Here is a 22,894-nt window from a genome sequence, read left to right on the forward strand (position 1 = left end):
GCGGTCTCCGTCATTCATTCGTGTTGTCGTATTCGCCGAGGTAGACCTCGGCCGGGGCCGGGCGCGGCATGCCGCCGAGGACTTTGGCGGTGTCGAGCCCCGTCGCAGGATTCACGTTCTGCAGATTGGTCCAGTAATCGTCGGAGCTGAACTGGGCCGGGCGATGGGCCATGGTGCCGTTGCGGTTCCATTCCGACCAGGGATGCTCGCGGTCGATGTGGGCGCCGATGCGCGAGTTCAGGATCACGGCCTTGCCCACCGATTCCAGCGAACGCAGGCGGATCGTGCCTTCCGGCGCGCGGTAGGCGTCGGTGTCGCCCAGGCGGCAGCGGTAGCCGTCGACCGCGATCCAGCCATAGGGCGTGCAGCGCTGGTTGTGGAACCACTGGCGGGCCAGGTAGAACCGGGTCGGCTGCTTGCCGCCGCGCGCATCCGCGGTGAAGCGGCAGCGATTGAAGACGAAGCCGTATTTTGCGCGGCGGCTGGTGTCCGGCGCCAGCGCGTAGGAGGCGGCGCGGTCGCCGATGGCCTTCACTTCGCAATCCTCGAAGTAGGCGATGCTGTCGCCGAAGATGAAGTCGACGTTGCCTTCGACGTAGGACTTGTGGAAGAAGCTGCGCACGGTCTGGCTGCCGTCCCTGGTGTTCAGGAACAGGGTGTCCTGCAGGCCGAGCAGGCGCAGGTTCTCGAACTGGACGCGATCGGCGCCGTCCACGCGCAGGGCGACGGCCTGGTGGTGGACGCGGCTGCCGCCGGTATTGTCCGGGCAGCGTTCGCCCACGCATTCGTTCGGCGTTGTTGCGCCCTCGCGGTTGAAGGCGTTTTCGATGGTGAGATTGCGGGCCTGGAAGCCGTCGGCCTTCACCCACGCGGTGCTGGAGCCGAAGGTCGACAGCGCAGGCAAGTCCTTCAGTTGCTCGAACATCGCGCGCACGGCCGGCGGGGCGCCTTCGAATTCGGTGCCGTGGCGCCGGTGGTAGTCGCTGCCCGTGGTCGAGGCATCGAGGGCGGCGACGATGCGTACCGCGCTTGCATCAGGGCCATCGCCGTAGAGCGTGATCGGCGGGGCGCCGGCCGGTACGTAGAGCAGCTCGCGGTAGATACCGGGCAGGACGCGGATGTAGACCCGGCGGCCGGCTGCGCCCGCGTCGGCGATGGCCTGGTTGACCGCCGCCTGAACGCTGTTGAAGCCGCTGTGGCCGTCCGCTCTTGCGCCGGCGCCCACCGTGTAGTCGGCCGTGAAGACGGCGCCGCTTGCCAGCGGATCGGCCATCGGATCCCAGGGATCGATGCGTTCCGCGCCGATCGGGCCGACGTACTTCAGCACCTCGCCGCGTTCGAAGGCCCTGGCCTGTTCGGCCGTCAGCTGGGGGCGCGCATTGCGCGGCGCTTCGGCCGGGAAGGCTGGGAAGCGCGCGCTGCAATCGACGGCCGCCGCGGCCTGGCCCAGGAAGCTGGCGCTGCCGCTCAGCTGGGCGAATTCCCTCGCGATCTCCGGCTTGCCGTCGACGACCACGTCGGCCAGGCGCAGGCGCAGTTGGTGGGCGGCGTCGTAACCCTGCAGCTTGATCTTGCCGGGCGTGAGGCTGTGCACGCGCTCCATGCGGATGTCGCGGTAGTCGGGGACCAGGCTGCCCGGCTTCTCGGCCTGCTCGTAACGCGTGTAGATGTCGATCGGCGCCTTGGTGCCGCGCAGGCAGACGTCGTGATACAGAATGTCGGCCACGATGCCCCCACGCGTATCATTACTCTTGATGCGCAGGCCGGAGGTGGTGCCGTCCATCGACAGGTCGTCGATCAGTACCCGCCGCACGCCGCCATTCGTCTCGCTGCCGATCGACATGCCGTGGCCGCTGTAGAAATGGTTGTGCAGGACGGAGACGTTCTCGGTCGGGCCGTTGCTGCCGCCCTTGATCGCCACGTTGTCGTCGCCGGTGCGGATCCAGCTGTGGGCGATGGTCACGTTGCGCGAGGAGATGGGATCGATGCCGTCGGTGTTGCGGGCGTCGTGGGGCGTATCGATCTTCACGCCCCAGGCGGTGAAACCGTCGACCTGGTTGATGGTCACGTGGAAGTTCGGCGAATTCTTCAGCAGGATGCCGTACATGGTGAAGTCCTGCGATTTATCCACCTGGATCAGGCGCGGCACGTTCTGGCGCGTCTTCTCCTTTTGTGCGCGGCGCGCAAGCTGCCACCAGCTTTCCTCCTTGCCGAGCATCTTCTCGCCGCCGCGGCCGTCGATGCTGCCGCGGCCCATGATGCCGCTGCCGCGCGTGTTCTCGGCCGTGATCAGGGGCCGGCAGCCGCGCCCGTTCTGATCGTTGGTGCCGCAGTTTCCAGCACCCTTGTCGAACAGGCGCGGATCGCTGCTGGCGTACAGCGTGGCGCCGGCGTCGACGATCAAGGTCACGCCGCTTTTCAGCACCAGCGGGCCGGAAACGAAGCTGCGTTTGGCATTGCTGGCTGCCAGTACCACGGCGTGGCCGGGCGCGCAGGCGTCGATGGCCGACTGGATGCGGGGCGCGTCGTTGCGCTCCGGGGAAAAGACCTCGCCGGCGAGCACGGCGCAGGCGGGCGGCGGTACGGGCTCCTTCACATCGCGGGTGTCCTGCGCCTGCGCCGCACCGATGAAACCCAGGCCGATCAAAAGAGGCAACAGGCGGGGCATCACGGCTTGCCTCCATCCTTGAAGTACGTGCGTGTTTCCGGTAAGGCGCGCACCATTTCGCGCTCGACCATCGCCGCGAACAGCTTCGCACCCTTCGCGCCGACGTGGGTGCGGTCGAAGGCGCTCTTCGCCGCACCCTGCGGCTCGACCTTGTTCGGGTCTTGCGGCAGCGCGGCCGGCGTGGCCGGCGGCGGCGCCACCGCCAGTGTGTCGGCTTCCGCCTGGCCCATGGCCTGCACGGCGGCATGGCTGTCGGCGTTCAGGTCGAGCAGCGCCGCATGTTCGCGCGCGGCGGCCTTGCGGGTGGCGTCGGCCCAGGGCGCGAGATCGTTGTGCAGCCATGGCCCGTGGAAGCTGCGGCGCGTCAATGGCGTCACCAGCACCGGCACCCCGCCCAGCGCCCTGGTCTCCTGGGCATAGCGCGCCATATTGACCGGGAATTCGGTGACGAAATCGGTCGAGCGCCCGGGCTTGCCCGGCTGGTCGTTGTGGCCGAACTGCACCAGCACATAGGTCGCACGCCAGGCGCCGCCGTTCTTCAGCAGGCGCTGGACTTCATCCCAGCGGCCTTCCTCCCGGAAGCTCTTGGTGCTGCGGCCGCCGCGCGCCAGGTTGATGCAGCTGACCTGGGGCGTGAAGCGGGCGCAGAAGGCGTCGCCGTAGCCGCTGTTGGTCGCCATGGTCGAATCGCCGACCAGGATGACGCGGATCGCTTCCGGCTGGGCCGCCGCCGCGTGGGCGGGCAGCGCCAGCAGGAGCGCGCTTGCAAGGCAGGTCGCTTTCATCGTCACAGGAAGCTGTAGGTCACGCGCACATTGTAGGCACGGCCGGTCGGATTCACCACGCTGCTCAGGTAGCCGTTGCTGTACACCGTGTTGTTGGTGATCGGCGGGGCCTTGTCGAACAGGTTGTTGACGCCGGCGGTGATCTTGACCTGCTTGATGCCGTTCCAGGTAGCGGTCAGGTTCCACAGCGAGACCGAGGAGATGTCGCGGTAGTACTGCTCGGTGACGGCGCTGTTGGCGTCGCGATACTTGCTGGAGAAGACATTGGTCAGCTGGGCGCCCCAGTCGCCGTAGCGCCAGGACAGGCGCAGGTTGTGCTTCCAGCGCGGCGTGATGATCGGGTAGCTGCTGGTGGTGCCGTTGCTGGCCCAGCCGAACTGGCCGATGTTCGACATCCAGGCGCCGCCCTTCTCGAGCTGGTTGTCGAAGCGGGTCAGGTAGGTGCCGTCCAGGCCGACCTGGAATACGCCGGCGCGGGTCGTCGGTGCCTGCCAGTTGCCGGTGACGTCGATGCCGGCCGCGATCTGGCCGCCCAGGTTCATGGTGCGGTTGTCGATATAGGCCAGCGAGCCGTCGGCGTTTCGCACGAACAGGTTCTTGTACTGCGCGTAGTTGGTGAAGTAGACCGATTCCGGCAGGTTGGCCAGCATGTCCTTCATGTTGACCTGCCAGTAGTCGAAGGCCAGCGTGGCCTTGCTGCTCGGTTCGAACACCACGCCGAGGGTGCCGCCCTTGGATTTTTCCGGGACCAGCGCCGAATTACTGCCGGTCATGCGGTTCAGCTTGGCGTTGCAGACGTCGGCCGCGTTGACGCCGGCGACCGCGGTGCCGGTGCCTGGCATGGTCGGGGTCTTGCTCGGGCACAGGACCGGATCGTCCCAGCGGCCCGAGGTGGTGCCGTTGGCGGTGGCGGTGCGGTAGCCGTAGCGGTCGAACAGGGTCGGGGCGCGGAAGCCGGTATTGGCCGAGCCGCGGAACATCACGGTCTTGGCCGGCTGCCAGCGGAAGCTGATTTTCGGCGTCACGGTGCTGCCGACGTCGCTGTAGTGGTCGACGCGGACGGCGGCGTCCAGGTTCAGGGTCTTGGTGACCGGCGCATCGATCTCGGCGAACAGGCCGGTGACGGTGCGCGCGCTCTCGCCGTGGCCCGGGGCGATCTTGGCGAAGCTGATGTCGGCGGCTACGGGCAGCTTGGTGTCTTCGTTGGTGTCGCGGTGCAGGTCGGCGCCGAGCGCCAGCGCCATGTCGCCGCCGGCCAGGGCCATCAAGGGACGGCTGATGGTGCCGTCGACGCCGTAGTAGGCGGTCTTGGCGGTGCGGTTCAGCATGCCGTCGGCGGCGATCGACTTCAGGTAGTCGCTGCCTGCGGCATCCTGCAGGCCGAAGGGGTTCAGCAGGCCGTTCGACAGGCCGGTCAGCAGGCCCAGGCCGTTGTAGTAGCCGGATTCGAAGTAGACGCGGCGCTGCGACAGGCCGTAGGACAGGCCGGTCTTGTAGTCCCAGCTGCCGACGCGGCCGTCCGCCGACACCAGCAGGCGCTGGTTCAGCTGGTTGTCGCGGGTGACGGCGGCGCCGCCGTCGGCCACCGCCCAGCTCACGGTCAGCGGCTGGTTGGTCAGGCCGGCCACGGCAGGCACGCCGCCGCTCTTGCCCGGGTACCACTTGCTGGTCGAGGGCAGGATCGCGGTGATCTTGCCGACCGCGATCGCCTGGGTCGGGTTCTTGGACGCGAAGATGAAGGACTCGCCGCGGGTGTACTCGATCGAGACGGTGTTGTCCTCGTTGATCTTCCTGGTGCCCTTCAGGTAGAAGGACAGCTGCTTGTTCGGGTGCAGGGCGCTGCCGTAGACGGCATCGTCCAGCACGCAGGTGTTCTTGGCGCCCTGGATCGACGCGCCCGGCAGGCAGCCGCTCGCGTAATACGGGTTGGTGGCGCTCTTGTTGACCGAGCTGGTGAAGTTGGCCGGGGTTGCGTAACCGCCGCTGGCGGCGCTGCGCGGCAGGCCGATCGCGGCCATCGCCGCATCGTCGGGCACGAAGCCGGCGCGGTCGGCCAGCAGGAGGCGCGAACGCTGGTGGAAGTCGGCGGTACCGTAGAGGTTCCAGCCGTCCCGCGACAGATTGCCCTTGCCGAAGGTGAGCGTGACGCGCTGCTCGTCGCCGCCGCCCTTGCGTTCCGGCTGCACGTACTGCACGGTGGCCGAGCCGCCTTCCACTTCGCGCTTGGTGATGAAGTTGACCACGCCGCCGATGGCGTCCGAGCCGTAGATCGAGGAGGCGCCGTCGCGCAGGATCTCGACCCTTGCCAGGGCGCTGATCGGGATGGTGTCGAGGTTGGCGTAGCCGTCGGCGATCGCCTCGTTGGCCAGGCGGCGGCCGTTCAGCAGCACCAGGGTGCGGTTCACGCCCAGGCCGCGCAGGTTGATGTTGGTGCCGGAGCCGGCGTTCGAGGGTTGGAGCGAGACCGACTGCGGGATCGACATCATCACGTCGGCCAGGGTGGTCAGGCCCTGCTTCTCGAGTTCCTCGGCCTTGATGGTGGTGACCGGCAGGGCCTCTTCCGCGGCCAGGCGCTTGATGCTGGAACCGGTGACTTCGACGCGCTGCATCGACGATTGCGCGGCGGCCTGCTGGCTCAGGGCCATGATCGCCAGCGTGATCGAGGAAAGGACGAGGGTGCGCGGAAGCGCGCGGGCGCAGTGGCCCATGTGACGCGGGTGTTTCATCAAGCTGTCTCCTGATTTGTTATCGGTGCGTTGGACGCCGTCGTTGCCGCGGCGTCTCTCGTGCTTCTTGATGCTGCCAGACGGGTGCTTCAGCTGATTGGACCGGAAGCTCGTTGTGGTCGGACCATTCTAAAGTGGTTTGACCACTTTTAGCAATCGGACAAGCCACATTAATGCATGTTGTCAACACGCCACGGTCCTGGAAGGGGCAAGGCGGAGGCAAGACGGGGGCGCCGCCCGCGTTGGCGGGCGTCCGTTGGCGGGGCGGCGCCGGGATCAGTCGGCGCGCAGCGCGAGCTTTACCGGATGCGCGGCGCGCTCGGCCGCCGCCGCCACATAGGCCTGCCAGGCTTCCAGCGACGCGATGCGCCCGGCCTTGCTCCAGGCCGCGCCGATGTAGTAGCGCAGCGGTTTGCCCGGTTCGACACTTGCCAGCACAAGCTCATTCAGGGCGTCTTCCGCGAAGCCGGCGGCGCCGGGCAGCACGATCGCGGTGCCGTAGGCCCCGTTGGGGCTGGCCTTCAGCGCGACCCACTGGACCAGCGACGGATCGGCCGCATTGCGCGTCACCAGGATCTGCGGCTCGTGCTTCCTGTTGGCCGGGGTCTTGTTCAGGCCCACGGCCACGGTCAGCTTGGCGGCGCCGCTGAAGTCGAAGGTGCTTTCGACCTGGTCGAGCTGGTGGCCGGCGTCGACGGTGAAGCGCTTCACCTCCGACACCTTGATGCCGCCGGCGTCCCAGGCGTCGTAGCGCAGTTCGAACACGGCGCGCACCGGGCCATTGGCCAGCAGCTTCCAGTTGCGGTAGTTGCCGCCGACATGGAGTTTGCCGCCTGCCCAGACCCCGGTGCCGCCGGCGCCGCGCGACTGGCCGACGTTGTACATGTCCAGGCCTTCGCCCTCGTCCTTGTGGTAGTGGTCGTGGCCCTTGTTGTACCAGCGGTCGACGATCGGATACTCGACCCGCTTGAACCAGATGTCGATGCCGCTGGTCTCCAGCACTTCCTTGCCGCTGCCCGGCGGGGCCGGCGCTGCAAGTGCCTGGCCGTAGATGCGGTGGGCGATGCGGTCGTTTTCCCAGGCGAAGTCGTCGAGGCGTTCCTGCACGTAGCGGGCGTAGGCCCTGACCGGGAACACCGGTTCCAGTTCATCGGTCTTCTCGACCGTGAACACGGCGCTGTGCTCGCCGGCGGCGAAGCTGTGCTGGAACAGCAGCTCGCCATAGGCCGCGCCGACGTTCTTCGGGTCCTTGGCCAGCGGCGCTACATTGGTCACCTGGTAGGGCAGCACGTGGCCGGCCGCATCCTTCACCACGATGTGCTGGACCAGGGCGCCGGGCAGGGCGCGGTTCACGTCGGGCCAGGGCACGGCGATGGTCTCGGATGGGCGCCCGGCGTCCAGTTCGTGGCTGGCCGTGATCGTGAGGCGCTCGGCGGCGCCGGCGAAGAGGGGGGCCAGCAGAGCGGCGACCGTCAGGAGGCGCAGCGGCGTGGATGGCATGTTCATGGTGGTGTCAATCTCGCTTGGGCACATAGTGGTAGGTGCGGACCTTGTACTGGATCTCGAAGGCCGGGTTGCCCAGCAGGCGGATCATCTCGGCGCCGGCCAGCAGGGTGGAGCCGTAGCCGTGCAGGGCGGCCGGGCTGGTGGGACGGTTGTAGTAGTAGACCTGGTCGCCGGCGAAGGTGGTGCCGACGCAGGTCCCTTCGACCTCGCCCCGTTCATTGATGCGGGTGGACAGGCCCGCCCATCCGGCCTGGGCGATCGGACCATAGGTGACGGGACTGACCCAGCCCTCGTTGACGGCGTGCGCCAGCACATAGACGAAGATCGCGCTGGCCGAGGTCTCCAGGTAGGAGTCGCTGCGGTCGATCATCTGGTGCCACAAGCCGCTGCCCGACTGCAGCTGGGCGATGCCGCGCAGGCTCTTCCTCAGCTGCTCCAGCACCTCCGGGTAGCCCGGATGGTCCTTCGGCAGCACGTCCAGCAGGTCGGACATCGACAGCACCGCCCAGCCGTTGGCGCGCGCCCAGTAGAATTGCGGCGCGTCCGGGTTGTCGGCGTTCCAGCCGTGGGTGTAGAGGCCGGCCTGCGGGTTGAACAGGTAGCCGGACATCTGCAGCACGTTCCTGGCGGCGTCGTCGTAATAGCCCTGCCGCCCCGTCATGCGCCCCAGTTCCGCCAGCGCCGGTACACCCATGTACATGTCGTCGGCCCAGAGCGATCGTGGCTGCGGGCGTTCGCGCGCGAGGGTGCCGTCGGCCAGGCGGAACTGGCGCTTCGCGACCCAGTCGCCGCAGACCCCGATCTGGCCCGCGAGATCCGGTCCGACGTGGGCGCGGCGCGCCCGCATCATCGCCGCGCACATGGCGCCGGCGTCGTCCAGCGAGCGCGGATCGAGGAAGCGCGCGAAGCTGTTGGCGCGCTCCAGGTGGAAGCGCTCCTGCTGGGCGCGGAAGTAGGGCAGGCGGTCGGCGAAGAACTGGAAGTGGCGCGCGGTGAGGTCGCTGAAGCGGCGGTCGCCCGTGACCTGGGCTGCCTTCAGCATGCCGGCATGGACCACGCCCATCTCGTAGACCTGCAGGCCGAAATCCATGTCGGTGGTCGGCACCACGGCGTCCGCGACCGGCGTCCTGAAATCCGTGATCTCGGCGCCGCTGCCCTTGTGGACGACGCGGGTCGGGGTCTGGGCTTCGAGGAAGGCGCGGATGCGATGCAGGCTGGCCGCGATCTCGGCGGCCACCGGTTTCTTGTAAGGCACCGGGTAAGTGCCCTCGGCCGGATCGGCCTTGCTCTTGTTGTCGGGATTGCGGTAGGGCCCGTCCGCATGGGCGGGGGTGGCCAGGACGGCCGTGGCCGCAAGCGCAGCCAGGGCGCGCGCGGCGCGTGTCAGGGTCGGTGGGGTCACCGGCGTCTCCGTGTGGTGATGGCCTTTGCTGTTTTTGTTGGCCATTTGTTATGTGGTCGGGCCATTCTAATGTGGTCCAACCACATTGGCAAGGCGGACTAGCCGGACTTGTGCATGGCATGGCATACTTGTCTTCCAGGTTCAGGAGGAGTGGCGAATGATGGGACGAGTGATGCTGGTGGCGGCGGGCCTTTCCGCTGCGGCTTCGATGGCGGCGTTTGCTGGGCCTGCGCCTGCGCCGGACAGCTATACCGCCGCTACCACCTATAAAAAGCTGGCGCCGGCCTATCCCTTCATCCGCATCGCGGACAGCGAGGTGCCGGCTTCGGTGCGGGCGATCACGGGCCTCGCTTATGTGCGGCACGGCGGCCATGCGCTGCAGCTGGACCTGTACTTGCCGGCCGCGGCGAAGGCGGTTCCGGTGCCCGGCATCGTATTCGTCCACGGCGGCGGCTGGCGTGCGGGCGTGCGCGAAAACTTCGCGCCGATGGCGATCCGGTTGGCCGAACGGGGCTATGCCGCCGCGACGATCAGCTACCGGCTCTCGCCCGAGGCCCTGTATCCGGCCGCGGTGCAGGATGCGCGCGCCGCCGTGCGCTGGATGCGAACCCACGCGGCCGAGTACGGGATCGATCCTTCACGCATCGCCATCGGTGGCGGCTCGGCCGGCGGCCAGATCGCGGCGCTGGCCGGCGTGACCGACGGATTGACGCGCTTCGATCCGGATGGTGGGCCGGGCGCCGTGTCCGGCGCGGTGCAGGCCATCGTCAACATCGACGGGCTGTCCGATTTCACCTCCGAGGCGGCGCGCCGGTACGAGGACGATCCGGCCAGGCAGCCGTCGTCGGCCGGGGCCTGGTTCGGCGGGCGCTATGCCGAGAAGGCGGCCTTGTGGAAGGAGGCTTCGCCGCTGTTCTACGTGAATGCGAAGACGCCGCCGGTGCTGTTCATCGGCAGCGGGCAGGCGCGGTTCAGTACGGGCCGGGAGGAGATGCTGGCGAGGCTGCGGGAGTCCGGCGTGCCGGGGCGGGTGGTCGTGCTGCCCGGGACACCGCATGGTTTCTGGTTGTTCGAGCCGTGGATCGGGCCTACGGTGGAGGCGGTCGCGGGGTTTCTGGATGAGTGTTTGCGGAACGACGAACCCCGCTAGCGTTCGCCCGTCCGCGAAAGCGGGAACCCAAGTTCGTGGCGCGGATCACCCCCGCGAAAAAGTCCGCGTAACCCGATCCAGATGATTCCGCATCGCCGCCTTCGCCCCGGCCACGTCGTGCGAAGCGATCGCGGTCAGGATATTCCGGTGATCCAGCAAGGTCTGCTGCCGCAGCTCCTCGGTCTGGAAGTGCTCCTTCAGCTTGTGCCACAAGGTCCCGCGCTGGTTCCACAGGTATTCGACCGCACCGGTCAGGGCGCTGTTGCCGGTTGCGCGGGCGATCGCCAGGTGGAAGTTGCGGTCGGCGGCTTCGCTATCGCTGCTGTGTTCGTGGTGTTGTTCCATCTGCTCGACAGCCACCAGGATGGCGTCGATGTTGGCCGCGGTGGCGTTCTTCGCGGCCAGGGCGGCCACCTCGACTTCGATCAGGCGGCGCGCGGCCAGCACCTCGAAGGGACCGGGCCCGGCGGCCGGGCCCTCGGCCTTCGGCGTCGCCTGTTCGCTCACGTAGACGCCGGAGCCGCCGCGCACTTCGACCACGCCGCCCAGCTCGAGCGCGATCAGGGCTTCGCGCAGCGAGGTACGGCTCACGCCCAGCTTGGTGGCGAGGTCGCGCTCGGCCGGAAGGCGTTCGCCCGGCCGGATGTCCTCTTCCCGGATCAGCTCTTCGATGCGCGCGGACACGACCCGATACAGTCGCGGCTCAGTCGACAAGACCTCGTTCGGCGCGGTGGCTCTTTTCATTGCGGTGGTCGTCCAGGAAAGTTGGTGGCAAATGCCAGATCCGCATATTAGTTGGCAACTGTTAAGCTTGCAAGTGGACTAACCAATTATGCATGCGGCATAGCCAAACTTTCCCGGTCTGGACTTACTCGACCCAGCTGTAGCCGTCGCGCGCCAGCAGCGCGAAGGATTCCGCCGGACCCCAGGAGCCGGCTGCATAGGCGTGCGGCTTCTCGCCCAGCGTGCCCCAGCCTTCGATGATCGGGTCGGCCCATTCCCAGGCCGCTTCCAGTTCGTCGCGGCGCATGAAGTGGGTCAGGCGGCCGCGCACGACGTCGATCAGCAGGCGCTCGTAGGCTTCGGCGCGGCGCTGCTGGAAGGCCGATTGCAGGTCCAGGTTCAGCGCCACCTGCTGCATGTGCATGCCGCTGCCGGGTTCCTTCGCCATCAGTTGCAGCTTGATCGCTTCCTCGGGCTGCAATTCGATGACCAGGCGGTTCGCGACGCCGCCCGGGGCATCCGGGAACAGCGGGAACGGCGGGTTGGTGAACTCGACCACGATCTTCGACGAGCGGCGCTGCATGCGCTTGCCGGTGCGCAGGTAGAACGGCACCTTGGACCAGCGCCAGGTGTCGATGAAGGTACGCAGGGCCACGAAGGTCTCGGTCTTGCTGTCCGCGGGGACGTTCTTCTCCTCGTGGTAGCCCGGCACTTCCTGGTTGCCGCTGACGCCGCGGGTGTACTGGCCGCGCACGGTGTCGCGCGCGATGTCGGCCAGGCTGAAGCGGCGCAGCGAGCGCAGCACCTTGAGCTTCTCGTCGCGCACCGCGTCCGCATTCAGCGAAGTCGGCGGCTCCATGGCGACGATGCACAGCAGTTGCAGCAGGTGATTCTGGACCATGTCGCGCATCGCGCCGGCGCCGTCGTAGAAGCCGGCGCGGCTGCCGACGCCGACTTCCTCGGCCACCGTGATCTGCACGCTCGAGATGTTCGGCGCGCGCCACAGCGGTTCCAGGATCGAGTTCCCGAAGCGCAGCACCATCAGGTTCTGCACGGTCTCCTTGCCGAGGTAGTGGTCGATGCGGTAGATCTGCGATTCCTCGAAGTGCTTGCCGACCGCTTCGTTGATCTCGATCGCCGAAGCGAGGTCGGTGCCGAGCGGCTTCTCCAGTACGACGCGGGCGTTGCCGTCGACCAGGCCGGCCGCGGCCAGCTTTTCGCAGATGGTGGTGAACAGCGAGGGCGCGGTCGACAGGTAGAACACGCGCTGGGCGCCGGCGCGCGAGGCGTTCGCCAGGGCGCTGAAGTCGGTGGCCTGCTGGACGTCCAGGCGGACGTATTCGAGCAACTGCAGGAAGCCGTCCCAGGTCTTCTCGTTGAAATTGGCTTCGGCGATGAAGGAGCGCGAGTGCTCCGCCACGTGGGCCAGGTAGGCGTGGCGGTCGTAGTCCTGGCGGCCGGTCGAGATGATGCGGGTCGAGGCCGGCAGGTTGCCGTGGAGGTAGGCCATGTACAGGGCCGGCAGCAGTTTTCGCATCGCCAGGTCGCCCATGCCACCGAAGATGGTCATGTCGAGGGGGAGGCCGGTATCCGATTCTGTCGAGAGGGTCATGTCTTGTGCGGTCAAATGTTTTGAAGGAGGCGCTGGGCCGGCAAGCCCCATACGGTAGCAGAAGGGCGGAAGACGCGCTCGTCCGGGCCGGCTTTTGGCCTGGCGGCGCTGCGCGTCTGATCCATATCGTTGATTTTACCTAGCTTACAATCTGGAGGCGATTTAGGGAATCCTTCCATGCCGCCAAGATCCAGGCGATGATAGCCGTATCGATGAGGAGAATGCCGTGATTCGTTCCTTGCTGAAGCATGTTCCGGCGCGCGCCTGAGGCCGCGGGCCCTGGCCTGGCCGCCGCCGGCCTGACCGCGGTGGCGATGCTGGCCTTCGCCGCCAATTCCCTGCTGTGCCGCTTCGCCCTGCAGCAGGATCACATCGATCCGGCCGGCTTCGGCGCGGTGCGGCTGCTGGCCGGGGCGCTGGTGCTGGCATGCGTGATGCGGGCCAGACGAGAGCCGCTGGGCGCGGGCGGGGACTGGCGCTCGGCGGCGCTGCTGTTCGCCTACGTGGCGCTGTTTTCCTTCGCCTATGTGTCGCTGGCGGCCGGTACCGGGGCCCTGATCCTGTTCGGGACCGTGCAGTTGAGCATGCTGGGTGTGGGCCTGCTGCGCGGCGAGCGCTTCGCTCCGGCCGGCTGGCTGGGCCTGATGCTGGCGATGGCCGGACTGGTGGTCCTGCTGCTGCCGGGCGCCGCCGCGCCGCCGCCGCTGGGGGCGCTGCTGATGGCGGGCGCGGGCGCGGCCTGGGGCGGCTATTCGCTGCGCGGGAAGGGCGCCGCCGATCCGCTGGCCGCCACCTCCGCGAGTTTCATGCGTGCGGCGCCGCTGGGCCTCCTGCTGGCGCTGCCGTTCGCCGCGCGCCTGCATGCGGACGCGCGCGGCGTGTGGCTGGCGATCGCCTCCGGCGCCATCACCTCGGGCCTGGGCTATGTGGTGTGGTATGCGGCGCTGCGCCGCCTGAGCGCGCTGAGGGCGGCGGTGGTGCAATTGTCGGTGCCGCTGATCGCCACCGCCGGCGGCGCATTGCTGCTGGGCGAGGCCTTCACCTTGCGGCTGGGCGTGTCGGCGCTGGCGATCCTGGGCGGGATCGCACTGGTGCTGGGCAGCCGCGCCGCGCACCGCAGCGCTTGATGGCGCCGTGCGTTTCAGGGTTTTGCAACTAACCGACGGTGAGCGACAGACAAAGCAAAAAACCGGCAAGCAGGCTGCCGGGGCCGACGCCTGGCTGCCTGCTTGGCGGGATGGCCGATCCCGCCGGACTCAGTGCAGGCCGATGATCTTGCCCACGCCCGGCCCGCCGTCCAGCTTCCAGCTCAGCTTGCCGTTCCCCGCGGCCAGCCCGGCCGGCACCTGCACCTGCATCTCGAAGCTGACGCTGGCATTCGCCGGAATCTGTCCGCCGGCCGCGCCGCAGTCCAGGCGCCGGGTGCTGTCGACGGCCTTGCCGTCCGCGTACAGCGACTGCGTATAGGCCGGGCAGGCCGCCAGGGAGACCGGCGCCGCGGTCGGATTGTTCAAGGTCACGGTGTAACGCAGCGTGCCGCCGCTGCTGGCCTCGTCCGGCGCGCTCAGGCTGCCCGTCAGCTGGCTGAGCGCGCCGGCCGCCTTCATCGCCGCCGCCCGCGCCGCGCCTTCGCCCTGCACGCGCTCGAAGCGCAGCACGGTGGCGCGCCCGCACAGGGTATCGATGTGGACGCCGTCCAGGGCCTTGACGCCGCCGCCGGCCAGGGCCAGCTGCAGGCGGCGGCTGACCCGGCGCTCCGGCCTGTTGGCGGCTTCGCAGCTGCCCGGCGTGCCGAGCAGGACGACCGCTTCCTCGCCGGGGGCGAGTTCGACGAGGCTGCTGGCCAGCTGCGGCGCCTGCTCGCTGGCGCCCACCGTCTGCGGCGCTTCGCTGGCGGGCTGCAGCTGCAGGGAGGGAAAGCCGGGCAGGGCGCAGGCTTCCCTGCCGTTGTTCAGGATGCGGATCTCCTGGGTCGCCTGGCCGCGCCAGGCACCGGCCGGACCGGCGCTGACCTGGACGTCGGCGGCGGCGCAGGGACGTGCGGCGGCCGGGACGGCGTGGACGCCCGGCGCCGCGGCGAGAAGTGCCAGCGCGATGGCGGATGGCGGAAGTGAAAAGCAGCTTGGCATGGTGGCGCTCCTGGATGGCTTCGTGATGTGGACGGTCAGTTGCATACGCTGGCGGAATTCAGGCCGCCGGTCGGGGCCAGCGGGCCGTTGGCGCAGTTGCTGTCGATGTTCAGGGTCACGCCGCCATAGGTCTCGTTGTGGTCGCCCTGGTACTGCTTGAGGCGCTGGTGGTTCGACCACAAGGTGCCGGCGACGCAGGACAGGGTCGAGGTCGACGGGTTGCCGTCCCAGTTCGCGGCCCAGATGAATTGCGGCGGCCGCGCCATGGTGGCGAGGTCGCCGAACCAGGTATTGCAGGCCGAGCCATAGACGCCGGAAGCCTGGGCCGGCGCCACCGCCAGCTGGTCCACCCAGCCCTGCAGGAACTGCTTCACCGCGGCCTTGCAGGAGGCGTCGTTGGCATAGCCTTCCATGTCGTACACGACCGGCGTGCCGGCCGCATTGTTGGTCACGCCGAGGGCGGTCAGGGCATTGTAGGCCTTTAGGGCTTCGTCCTTGCCCTGCTGGTAGGCGGTGGCGGTGTCGTAGCTGATGCGGCTGGAGAAGGTGGTGCAGGGCGCCTGCGGGCCGACCCAGATCAGCGAGTGGCGCCAGCCCTGGCTGTTGGTGGTGTTCATCCAGGTGGCGCTCAGGTTCGGCTGCGAGCAGGCCCGCACCGCGCCGCCGATGTAGACGCCGACGAAGCTCCACGGGGTATTCGTCCACCAGGCCTGCATCTGCGAGGTGGACGGGGCGGCGCAGGTGTCGAAGCCGCGGCCGTTGAAGGCCGCGCCGCCGCCGGGATAGGCCTGGGCGGACGGCGTGGCGAACAGGGCGGCGGCGAACAGGGCCGGCAGCAGCCCGGCGGGCGCCTTGCGGGGCAGGGTGGGCATCGGTGGTCTCCTTGGTGGTGTTGTGATGGGATGGCGGCGCCGGCTCAGGCATTGCCCGGATAGCGGCGCTGGAAGTTCGAGAAGGACTCCACCGGCCCGTCCAGGAATGCCGGGTCGAGCGGGAACATGGCCCAGTAATACAGCTCGCGGCCATGGCGGCTTTGGGCCGGCGCGGTGAAGCGGTGCCATTCCTTGTGCCGCACCGGCGAATACATGCCGTCGCCGTCGCTGAAGTTCGGCACCACGCGGCGCTGGCCGAGCGCTTCCAGCAGCGAGGCCGGGGCGCCGCCGTCGAGGGCGATCTCGAAATGGGCGTTCATGCTCTGCTCGGTCTCGACGGCCAGCAGCCAGGGGCGGGCGTCGCGGTCGTACATCAGGAAGCCGGGCGGGGTCTTGAACAGGTAGTGCTCGACGATCTTGTGGCGCGCGCCCAGCTCGCGCACCAGGCCGCCGATGGCCGGATCGTTGACGAAGCTGAAGTCGTGCAGCGAGAGCAGCATGCGCAACGCTTCCGACTGGGCCAGGAAGAAGTCCTCCTGCAGCTGGGTGAGTTCCTCCTCCAGGCGGTCGAGGGCGTGGGCGTCGCTCTTGCGCACATAGCGGTCGATCAGGCCGCGGTTGAAGGCTTCGATCGCGACCCGCTCGTCGGCGACCCCGGTCAGCAGGATCTTCCGGCATGGCAGGTCACGCACCGCTTCGCAGAACTGGATCCCGTCCATGCCCGGCATCGCATAGTCGACCACCAGCACCGAGGGCGTCAGGAAGCGCTGGGCGTGGCGGCGGATGCCGCACACCTGCTCGACGTGCAGGGCGATGTTGTAGGGCTGCGGTGCGAAGGTATAGGTGTCGACGCTGGGCGACAGCAGGCCGGCCAGGGCGGCGGGCGCGGCGCCGTGCTGGCGCAGCCAGGCGATGGCGGCGGTGGTGTCGCTGAAGCCGATGCTGGGAAAGCTCGCGCCGAGCTGGAAGCGCAGGCTGTGCAGGAAGCTGGGACTGTCGTCCACGAGGACGGTCATGGTGGGATGCTGGTAGATCGGCAGGTTCATGCTAGGCCTCGCTGACTCGTTCGACTCGGTCGTTCATTGCCTGGGGAGAACGCGGCGCCGGGGACGCGTCGGCGGCGCGCCGCGCCGGCGGGAACTCCAGCGCGAACACCGTGTAGAGGTCTTCGCGCGAGCGGCAGCGGATCTTGCCGTGCCAGGCGTGCACGATGTCCTTGCACAGCGCCAGGCCGATGCCGGCGCCGGTGTTCGCCGGGTAGGAATAGAAGCGCTCGAAGATGTAGGGCAGCTGGCGCGCCGGGATGCCACAGCCGCTGTCCATCAGCAGCAGGCGCGGGCGCCTGCGGGCGCCGTCGACGATGATCCGCACTTTCCCCTTGCCGGCGCGCTGCAGGGCCTTCAGGGCATTCCGGAGCAGGTTGAGCAGCACCACCGAGGCCAGTTCCTGGCGTCCGCGGAAGGCGAAGTCGCTGCGCACCACCACGCTCACCAGGCGCTGCTGTTCCTCGCTGACGAAGGGATAGCGCTTGATCACGCCGTTCACCAGCTCCGCCATCGAGACCCGCTCGGTGGGCGCCAGCTGCTGGTTCATGGCCGCCGCCGACATCAGGAACAAGTCGATCATCTGGTTCATGTGGCGCACCTCGAAGCCGATCCGCTCCAGCGCCTCCGGCACGCCTTCCTCGGCGCCGGCCACCGCCCGTGCTATCCCTCGCACGTTGGCGGAAATGCTGATCAGGGGCGTGCGCAATTCGTGCGAGACCATCGCCAGCGCCTGCGCCATGCCGGCCAGCTTCTCGCTCGCCAGCAGCCGGCGCCCGATCCTGGTGAGGGCCACGATCACGATCGTGAAGAGATAGATCGGCGCCTGCTCCAGCGTCAGCGGCAGCGCGTGGAAGTCGCTGCTGGCGTTCGGATCGCCCAGCACCACGTACAGCAGGCAGGCGGCCAGCGCGCCGGCGCTGCAGGACAGCAGCGCCCACAGGGAGTCGAACTGGAACAGCAGGATCAGCGCCAGCAGCAGGGATTCGCCCCACACGGCCGAGCCGTGGTTCATCAGGAACATGTAGCTGAAAAAGAAGGGCATGACATAGGTGACGCTGATGAACTCGTAGGAGCGCAGCCAGTTTCGCTTGATTTTGCGCGGGAACAATAGTGCTGGAAGGCATAGAACAAAACCGAGTATCCGCAGGCCCGGGCTCTCGAACTTTTGTGGGAACCACATTGTCCAGATGAGGTAGTACGCCGGCATGCCGATGCAGCCGACCCAGGCCAGGAAATGCAGCCGCACCACGGCATGCTCCTGCAACTGGTCCTGGCGCAGCAGCCACGCCAGCAAGGCGGGGCGGGTCAGCCGATAACGCATCCTGATCGGCGCAATGATGTTCGCGATGCTTCTGTACAGCAGATTCTTCACTCGGCAACTCCCGGTCGTAGACCGTCTGTTTTCGCTTCTTGTCAATTCGCAATTGATCTCACTCAATTTTTCGTTGAGCTTGAAGGAAACCGCTCCGACGTGATTGATCTCGGTCAAGGGTGCGTCGATAAGCTGAACTGAATTTTTGCGTATGGACACAATGAAACTTTTCCTGGAGATAAAAAAATGACACGACTGACCAAAGTCCAAAACAATGTCCGCCCCGCAGGCCTGCGCATGCCCGCCTTCGTCACCCGCCGGATGGACGAACACCATGTGAACCGGATCGAACAGCTGATGGGCGGCGAGCACGTCCACGTGTGGAAGCGCCAGGGACCCGGTGCCGTGATGTTGGCCGGGAACGATTACCTTTGCCTGGCGAACGAGCCGGCGCTGCTCCAGGCCCAGGTGCGCGCCCTGCAGGGGAACGACGGTCAGAACCTGATGTCCGCCGTCTACCTGCAGGCCGGCAGCCGGCAGCACCGGCTGGAAGAGAAGTTCGCCGACTTCATGGGTGCCCAGGAGACGGTGCTGGCGCAATCCGGCTGGGCCGCGAACGTCGGGTTGATGCACAGCGTCGCGGAGCCGGGCGTGCCGGTCTACCTCGACATCATGGCGCATGCCTCGCTGTGGGACGGGGTCCAGCTGGGCGGCGCCAAGGCCGTGCCTTTCCTGCATAACAATATGGACCACCTGCAGCGCCAGTTGAACAAGCACGGCGCCGGCGTGATCGTGGTCGACGCCCTGTACAGCACCGACGGCAGCCTGGCCCCGCTGCACGAGGTGGTCGCCCTGGCCGAGAGGACCGGCAGCGTGCTGGTGGTCGACGAATCGCATTCCCTCGGCACCCACGGCCCGCGCGGCGCCGGCCTGGTGATCGCCGCCGGACTGGAAGACCGCGTGCACTTCCGCACCGCTTCGCTGGCCAAGGCCTTCGCCGGCCGCGCCGGCATCATCACCTGTTCGAGCCGCTTCAAGGGCTACTTCCTGTCGGCCTCGCGCCCGGCCATCTTCAGCTCCTGCCTGCTGAACCACGAGCTGGTCTGGTTCGACGCCGCCATCGATTTCGTCGAGCAGGCCGACGCCCGCCGGGCCGGCCTGCGCCGCATTACCGAGGAAGTGCGTACCGGCCTGGGACGGCTCGGCTACTGCGTGGACGAGGGCAGCGAACAGATCGTCGCGCTCGAAGTGGGGACCGAGCCGAAGACCCTGGTGCTGCGCAAGGCGCTGGAAAACCGCGGCATCCAGGGCGCCGTGTTCTGCGCCCCGGCCACGCCCAAGAACCGCGCGCTGGTGCGCCTGACCCTGAACTCGGGCCTGACCAAGCGCGAGATCGCCAAGCTGCTGGGCGCCTGCGCCGAGATGCGCGAGGAGGTCGACCTCGAGAACTGGACCTCGACCGTCCGCCGGCGCCGCGTGCACTGACTCGGAAGGCCAGAAAGTTGGCTCCTAAAGGCAGGCACAAAATCGTGGAGGGCTGACGCTTTCGCTTACGCTTATACAAAAGACAAGAAGGAGACAAGCGTGAGCGACAAATACAGGTTCGTCGGGCCGATCTACGACTGGCTGAGTGCTTTCTACAGCGGGAAGTCGATCCACAAGTGCAAGGTCGCGATGCTCGACCGCCTGCAGCCGGGCGACCGGGTGCTGTTCGCCGGCGTCGGCCACGGCAGGGACGCGGTCTACGCGGCGCGCCGCGGGGCCGAGGTCACCGTGGTCGACCTGTCCGAGACCATGCTGAGGAAGTTCCAGGCCAACCTGGCGAAAGAGGGCGTGCAGGTCACGATCCGCCAGGTCCACAGCGACATCATGCAAGTCGAGGAGTACGAGCGCTACGACATGGTGGTGGCCAACTTCTTCCTCAACGTCTTCCACGAAGACATGATGGTGAAGGTGCTGCAGCACCTGATCCGCCTCGGCCGGCCGGGCGCGCGGGTGGTGGTCGGCGACTTCTCCTTCCCGACCGGGAACGTCCTGAGCCGGCTGGTGAAGACCCTGTACTGGTATGGCGCGGTCGGCTTCTTCTGGCTGTTTGCCGGCAACGCCTTCCACAATATCTACAACTATCCCGAGTGGATGAAGAGGCTCGGCCTGCGGGTGCAGGAGCAGAAGCACTACAAGCTGCTGCTGCTGGATTGCTACTGGTCGGTGCTGGGCGAGAAGCCGGACCTCGCATGAGCGACGCCGCTCTCGCGCTCACCCGGCCGCTCGCACCGGCCGACGCCGACGCCCACGCCGAGCTGGCCCGGCGCGTGGCCTGGCTGAAGGACTACGGCAGCCACCCTATGTCCTTCTCGACCATGCAGCCGGACATGGCCTACTTCGAGCTGCCGGGCGTCGGCTACATCGCCTATGCCCAGTACTGGGGCATGCAGTTCGCGCTCGCCGATCCGGTATGCGCGCCGGAGCAGCGCGCGCCGCTGATCGACCGCTTCCTGGAGCGCTTTCCGCGCGCCGTCTTCGTCCAGGTGAGCAAGGCGGTGGTCGACCACCTGCACGGACGCCACGGCTATTACGGCACCCAGTTCGGCAGCGAATCGAAGATCGCGCTGTCCGACTGGAGCCTGCGCGGCGCGCGCAAGCAGATCGTCCGCACCGCCGTCAACGGCGCCAGGAGCCAGGGCATCGAGATCCGCGAGGGCGGCTTCGACCACGACGTCAAGCGCATCTCCGAAGCCTGGATCCGCACCCGGCGCTGCAAGAACAACGAGATCCGCTTCCTGATCCGGCCGATGATCATCGACTACCGCGAAGGCACGCGCTACTTCTACGCCTACGGCGCCGGGGGCGAGGCGGTCGGCTTCATCTTCTTCGATCCGATCTACCGCGACGGCCGCCTGGCCGGCTATGTGCCGAACATCTCGCGCTCGTCCGCCAACTTCCGCCAGGGCCTGTGGTATGCGCTGATGGCGCATGCGCTGGCGGTGTTCCGGGAAGAGGGCGTGCCTTACGTGGACCTGGGACTGGTGCCGCTGCAGGTGGATGCCGAAATCGAGCCGCAGGAGTCGCGCGTGCTGCGCGCCACCATGTCCCTGATCCGTGAACGCATGGATTTCCTGTACAACTTCAAGGGCCTCGAATTCGCCAAGTCGCGCTTCCAGGGCCGCATCGAGAAGACCTACTGCTGCCACCGCAACGCCATGCCGGCGCTGGCGATGACGGCCATGTTCCGCCTCACCCGGATCATCTGAACCATGACCAACGAATTGAGCGTGCCGGCCGCCCTGTCCGGCAAGCGCATCCTGTTGACCGGCGCCACCGGCTTCCTGGCCAAGGTGGTGCTCGAAAAGCTGATCCGCACCGTGCCGGAGATCCAAGGCGTGATCCTGCTGATCCGCGGCGGCGACGGCGGCAATGCGCGCGAACGCTTCCAGCGCCAGGTTGCCACCTCTTCGATCTTCGATACCCTGCGCGCCGAGCGCGGCCCCTGGCTGGAGCGCTTCTTCGACGAACGGCTCGAATGCGTGACCGGCGAGGTGACGCAGGACTGCTTCGGCCTCGGCGCCGAACGCTTCCGGGCACTGGCCGCGCGCACCGACCTCGTGATCAACGCGGCGGCCAGCGTGAACTTCCGCGAACCGCTCGACGAGGCCCTCGACATCAACACTCTCAGCCTGCGGCAGCTGACGGCGCTGGCACGCGCGGCCGGTGCGCCGCTGGTGCAGGTCTCGACCTGCTACGTGAACGGCTACCGCCGCGGCGACATCCTCGAAGATGGCGCCGCGCCGGCCGGACGCGCCGCCATCGAGCATGACGAGGAGGGCCGGCACGACATCGAGGCCCTGGCCGGGCGCCTGCGCAGCCGGATCGAGGCGGTGAAGGCGCGGCATACCGACCCGCAGGTGCTGGACCGGGAGCTGACCGCGCTCGGCATCCGCGAAGCCAACCGCCACGGCTGGAACGACACCTATACCTTCACCAAGTGGATGGGCGAGCAGCTCGCCATGCAGGGCATGCGCGGCCGTCCGCTGACCATCGTGCGGCCCTCGATCATCGAGAGCACCTTGCGCGATCCGGCGCCGGGCTGGCTGGAAGGCGTGAAGGTGGCCGACGCCGTGATCCTGGCGTATGCGCGCGGCCGCACCAGCTTCTTTCCGGCGCGCCCGCAGGGCATCATCGACGTGATCCCGGCCGACCTGGTGGCCAACGCCATCCTGCTGGCGGCCGCCGAAGCGCTGGCGCGGCCGGCGGGCCACCGCATCTACCAGTGCTGCAGCGGCGCCTCGAACCCGATCCTGGTCGGGGACCTGATCCGCCTGTTGCAGCACGAGGCCAGACGCAACTGGCGCCAGTACGACAAGCTGTTCCACAAGGAGCCGAAGCAGGACTTCCGGGTGGTCGGCAATCTGCGCTTCCGGCTGGCGATGGCCGGCGTGGCGCTGGGCGCCCTGGCCTGGAGCGGCCTGCGCCGCCTGGCCGGCCAGCCCGGCGCGACCCCGGCGATGGAAAAGCTGCGTACCACCCGCCTGCTGGCGATCACCTTTTCGTTCTATGCCCAGCCGCGCTACCGCTTCGACAACCGTGGCCTGATGGCGCTGGCGGCGCGCTTCGGCCAGGAGGGGCGGGCGATCTATCCGGTCGATCCGCGCCTGATCGACTGGGAGGATTATCTATGCCGGGTGCATATGGCGGGACTGAACCGCTATGCGCTCAAGCGCAAGGAGGCGAGGGCGGCCGGCAGCGCTACGGACGCCAGCGATACCGCAGTAGAAACCCACACCTATCCGGTGCCGGTGGCCGATTCCGCTTGAGACCTGCCGGCGAAGGCAAGTCTGGCTCCACGTTGCCGCATATTTGAATCCAGCCGCCGGCTGGATTTTTTTTTGCCCATTCAGCTGAAAAAGCAGCACATTAATTTCGAAAACATTTCCCTCATGTAATTGTGAAGTTATCGTGAAGCAAA

General features: G+C 67.7%; 16 protein-coding genes and 1 pseudogene. 6 read left to right on the plus strand and 11 right to left on the minus strand.

All coding sequences use genetic code 11. The annotated features are described in order from the left end of the window. Positions 1–10: 10 nt before the first annotated feature. The 5 genes from AC1DOQ_RS14460 to AC1DOQ_RS14480 all read right to left on the minus strand — a co-directional run bounded on the left by AC1DOQ_RS14460 (position 11) and on the right by AC1DOQ_RS14480 (position 9,087). The gene (locus AC1DOQ_RS14460; RefSeq protein ID WP_477365202.1) at positions 11–2,668 is read right to left on the minus strand and encodes a pectinesterase family protein; all 2,658 of its coding nucleotides are present in this window, start codon (positions 2,666–2,668) and stop codon (positions 11–13) included. Continuing rightward, positions 2,668–3,453: a rhamnogalacturonan acetylesterase gene (locus AC1DOQ_RS14465; RefSeq protein WP_477365206.1), complete on the minus strand. Its 786-nt coding sequence runs from the start codon at positions 3,451–3,453 to the stop codon at positions 2,668–2,670. Before AC1DOQ_RS14465 ends, AC1DOQ_RS14460 begins: the two co-directional genes overlap by 1 nt. A gap of 2 nt (positions 3,454–3,455) precedes the next feature. Next, complete coding sequence (locus AC1DOQ_RS14470; RefSeq protein ID WP_477365209.1) at positions 3,456–6,179, minus strand: TonB-dependent receptor; 2,724 nt, start codon at positions 6,177–6,179, stop codon at positions 3,456–3,458. Positions 6,180–6,455: 276 nt separating this feature from the next. Beyond that, entirely contained in the window at positions 6,456–7,685 is a 1,230-nt protein-coding gene (locus AC1DOQ_RS14475; RefSeq protein WP_477365212.1) for a DUF4861 family protein, read from the minus strand. A 7-nt stretch (positions 7,686–7,692) separates the two neighbouring features. Beyond that, positions 7,693–9,087 (minus strand): glycoside hydrolase family 88/105 protein, encoded by a 1,395-nt coding sequence (locus tag AC1DOQ_RS14480; RefSeq protein ID WP_477365215.1) that lies wholly within the window; start codon positions 9,085–9,087, stop codon positions 7,693–7,695. Between the two features lie 157 nt (positions 9,088–9,244). On the opposite strand from AC1DOQ_RS14480, the gene AC1DOQ_RS14485 reads away from it, so the two are divergent. Then, entirely contained in the window at positions 9,245–10,237 is a 993-nt protein-coding gene (locus AC1DOQ_RS14485) for an alpha/beta fold hydrolase (protein ID WP_477365218.1), read from the plus strand. A gap of 45 nt (positions 10,238–10,282) precedes the next feature. On the opposite strand, the gene AC1DOQ_RS14490 is transcribed toward AC1DOQ_RS14485, so the two are convergent. Continuing rightward, positions 10,283–10,981, minus strand: a complete 699-nt coding sequence (locus AC1DOQ_RS14490) for a FadR/GntR family transcriptional regulator (RefSeq protein ID WP_477365221.1) — start codon at positions 10,979–10,981, stop codon at positions 10,283–10,285. A gap of 124 nt (positions 10,982–11,105) precedes the next feature. Continuing rightward, entirely contained in the window at positions 11,106–12,572 is a 1,467-nt protein-coding gene (zwf, locus tag AC1DOQ_RS14495) for a glucose-6-phosphate dehydrogenase (RefSeq protein WP_477365224.1), read from the minus strand. A 248-nt stretch (positions 12,573–12,820) separates the two neighbouring features. Here zwf and AC1DOQ_RS14500 point away from each other — a divergent pair, with 248 nt between their 5' ends. Continuing rightward, positions 12,821–13,699: a DMT family transporter gene (locus AC1DOQ_RS14500; RefSeq protein ID WP_477365227.1), complete on the plus strand. Its 879-nt coding sequence runs from the start codon at positions 12,821–12,823 to the stop codon at positions 13,697–13,699. A 129-nt stretch (positions 13,700–13,828) separates the two neighbouring features. Here AC1DOQ_RS14500 and AC1DOQ_RS14505 read toward each other — a convergent pair whose 3' ends face one another. The 4 genes from AC1DOQ_RS14505 to AC1DOQ_RS14520 are packed head-to-tail and all read right to left on the minus strand — an operon-like array spanning position 13,829 to position 17,991. Next, complete coding sequence (locus AC1DOQ_RS14505) at positions 13,829–14,701, minus strand: DUF4232 domain-containing protein (RefSeq protein ID WP_477365230.1); 873 nt, start codon at positions 14,699–14,701, stop codon at positions 13,829–13,831. 35 nt (positions 14,702–14,736) lie between these two features. After that, entirely contained in the window at positions 14,737–15,573 is an 837-nt protein-coding gene (locus tag AC1DOQ_RS14510; protein ID WP_477365232.1) for a DUF1906 domain-containing protein, read from the minus strand. Between the two features lie 44 nt (positions 15,574–15,617). Then, positions 15,618–16,619: a response regulator gene (locus AC1DOQ_RS14515; protein WP_477365235.1), complete on the minus strand. Its 1,002-nt coding sequence runs from the start codon at positions 16,617–16,619 to the stop codon at positions 15,618–15,620. 1 nt (position 16,620) lies between these two features. After that, entirely contained in the window at positions 16,621–17,991 is a 1,371-nt protein-coding gene (locus AC1DOQ_RS14520; protein WP_477365238.1) for a sensor histidine kinase, read from the minus strand. 186 nt (positions 17,992–18,177) lie between these two features. On the opposite strand from AC1DOQ_RS14520, the gene cqsA reads away from it, so the two are divergent. The 4 genes and pseudogenes from cqsA to AC1DOQ_RS14540 all read left to right on the plus strand — a co-directional run bounded on the left by cqsA (position 18,178) and on the right by AC1DOQ_RS14540 (position 22,742). Then, a complete protein-coding gene (gene cqsA / locus AC1DOQ_RS14525; protein ID WP_477365241.1) occupies positions 18,178–19,416 on the plus strand; it encodes an alpha-hydroxyketone-type quorum-sensing autoinducer synthase in 1,239 nt (412 codons plus the stop codon). A 96-nt stretch (positions 19,417–19,512) separates the two neighbouring features. Then, a pseudogene (locus AC1DOQ_RS14530) lies at positions 19,513–20,169 on the plus strand (class I SAM-dependent methyltransferase); the annotation flags it as partial. Further along, a complete protein-coding gene (locus AC1DOQ_RS14535; RefSeq protein ID WP_477365244.1) occupies positions 20,166–21,182 on the plus strand; it encodes a DUF2156 domain-containing protein in 1,017 nt (338 codons plus the stop codon). The pseudogene AC1DOQ_RS14530 and the gene AC1DOQ_RS14535, both read left to right, overlap by 4 nt. Before the next feature lie 3 nt (positions 21,183–21,185). Next, complete coding sequence (locus AC1DOQ_RS14540; RefSeq protein ID WP_477365247.1) at positions 21,186–22,742, plus strand: fatty acyl-CoA reductase; 1,557 nt, start codon at positions 21,186–21,188, stop codon at positions 22,740–22,742. The last annotated feature ends 152 nt before the right edge of the window (positions 22,743–22,894 follow it).

The sequence above is a fragment of the Massilia sp. 01N417 genome (assembly GCF_056399645.1).

Coding starts and splice junctions, on each gene's coding strand:
- cqsA (WP_477365241.1), top strand. CDS start 18,178: ATGACACGACTGACCAAAGTCCAAAACAATGTCCGCCCCGCAGGCCTG.
- AC1DOQ_RS14465 (WP_477365206.1), bottom strand. CDS start 3,453: ATGAAAGCGACCTGCCTTGCAAGCGCGCTCCTGCTGGCGCTGCCCGCC.
- AC1DOQ_RS14490 (WP_477365221.1), bottom strand. CDS start 10,981: ATGAAAAGAGCCACCGCGCCGAACGAGGTCTTGTCGACTGAGCCGCGA.
- AC1DOQ_RS14475 (WP_477365212.1), bottom strand. CDS start 7,685: ATGAACATGCCATCCACGCCGCTGCGCCTCCTGACGGTCGCCGCTCTG.
- AC1DOQ_RS14470 (WP_477365209.1), bottom strand. CDS start 6,179: ATGAAACACCCGCGTCACATGGGCCACTGCGCCCGCGCGCTTCCGCGC.
- AC1DOQ_RS14510 (WP_477365232.1), bottom strand. CDS start 15,573: ATGCCCACCCTGCCCCGCAAGGCGCCCGCCGGGCTGCTGCCGGCCCTG.
- zwf (WP_477365224.1), bottom strand. CDS start 12,572: ATGACCCTCTCGACAGAATCGGATACCGGCCTCCCCCTCGACATGACC.
- AC1DOQ_RS14535 (WP_477365244.1), top strand. CDS start 20,166: ATGAGCGACGCCGCTCTCGCGCTCACCCGGCCGCTCGCACCGGCCGAC.
- AC1DOQ_RS14540 (WP_477365247.1), top strand. CDS start 21,186: ATGACCAACGAATTGAGCGTGCCGGCCGCCCTGTCCGGCAAGCGCATC.
- AC1DOQ_RS14485 (WP_477365218.1), top strand. CDS start 9,245: ATGATGGGACGAGTGATGCTGGTGGCGGCGGGCCTTTCCGCTGCGGCT.
- AC1DOQ_RS14505 (WP_477365230.1), bottom strand. CDS start 14,701: ATGCCAAGCTGCTTTTCACTTCCGCCATCCGCCATCGCGCTGGCACTT.
- AC1DOQ_RS14460 (WP_477365202.1), bottom strand. CDS start 2,668: ATGCCCCGCCTGTTGCCTCTTTTGATCGGCCTGGGTTTCATCGGTGCG.
- AC1DOQ_RS14500 (WP_477365227.1), top strand. CDS start 12,821: ATGTTCCGGCGCGCGCCTGAGGCCGCGGGCCCTGGCCTGGCCGCCGCC.
- AC1DOQ_RS14515 (WP_477365235.1), bottom strand. CDS start 16,619: ATGAACCTGCCGATCTACCAGCATCCCACCATGACCGTCCTCGTGGAC.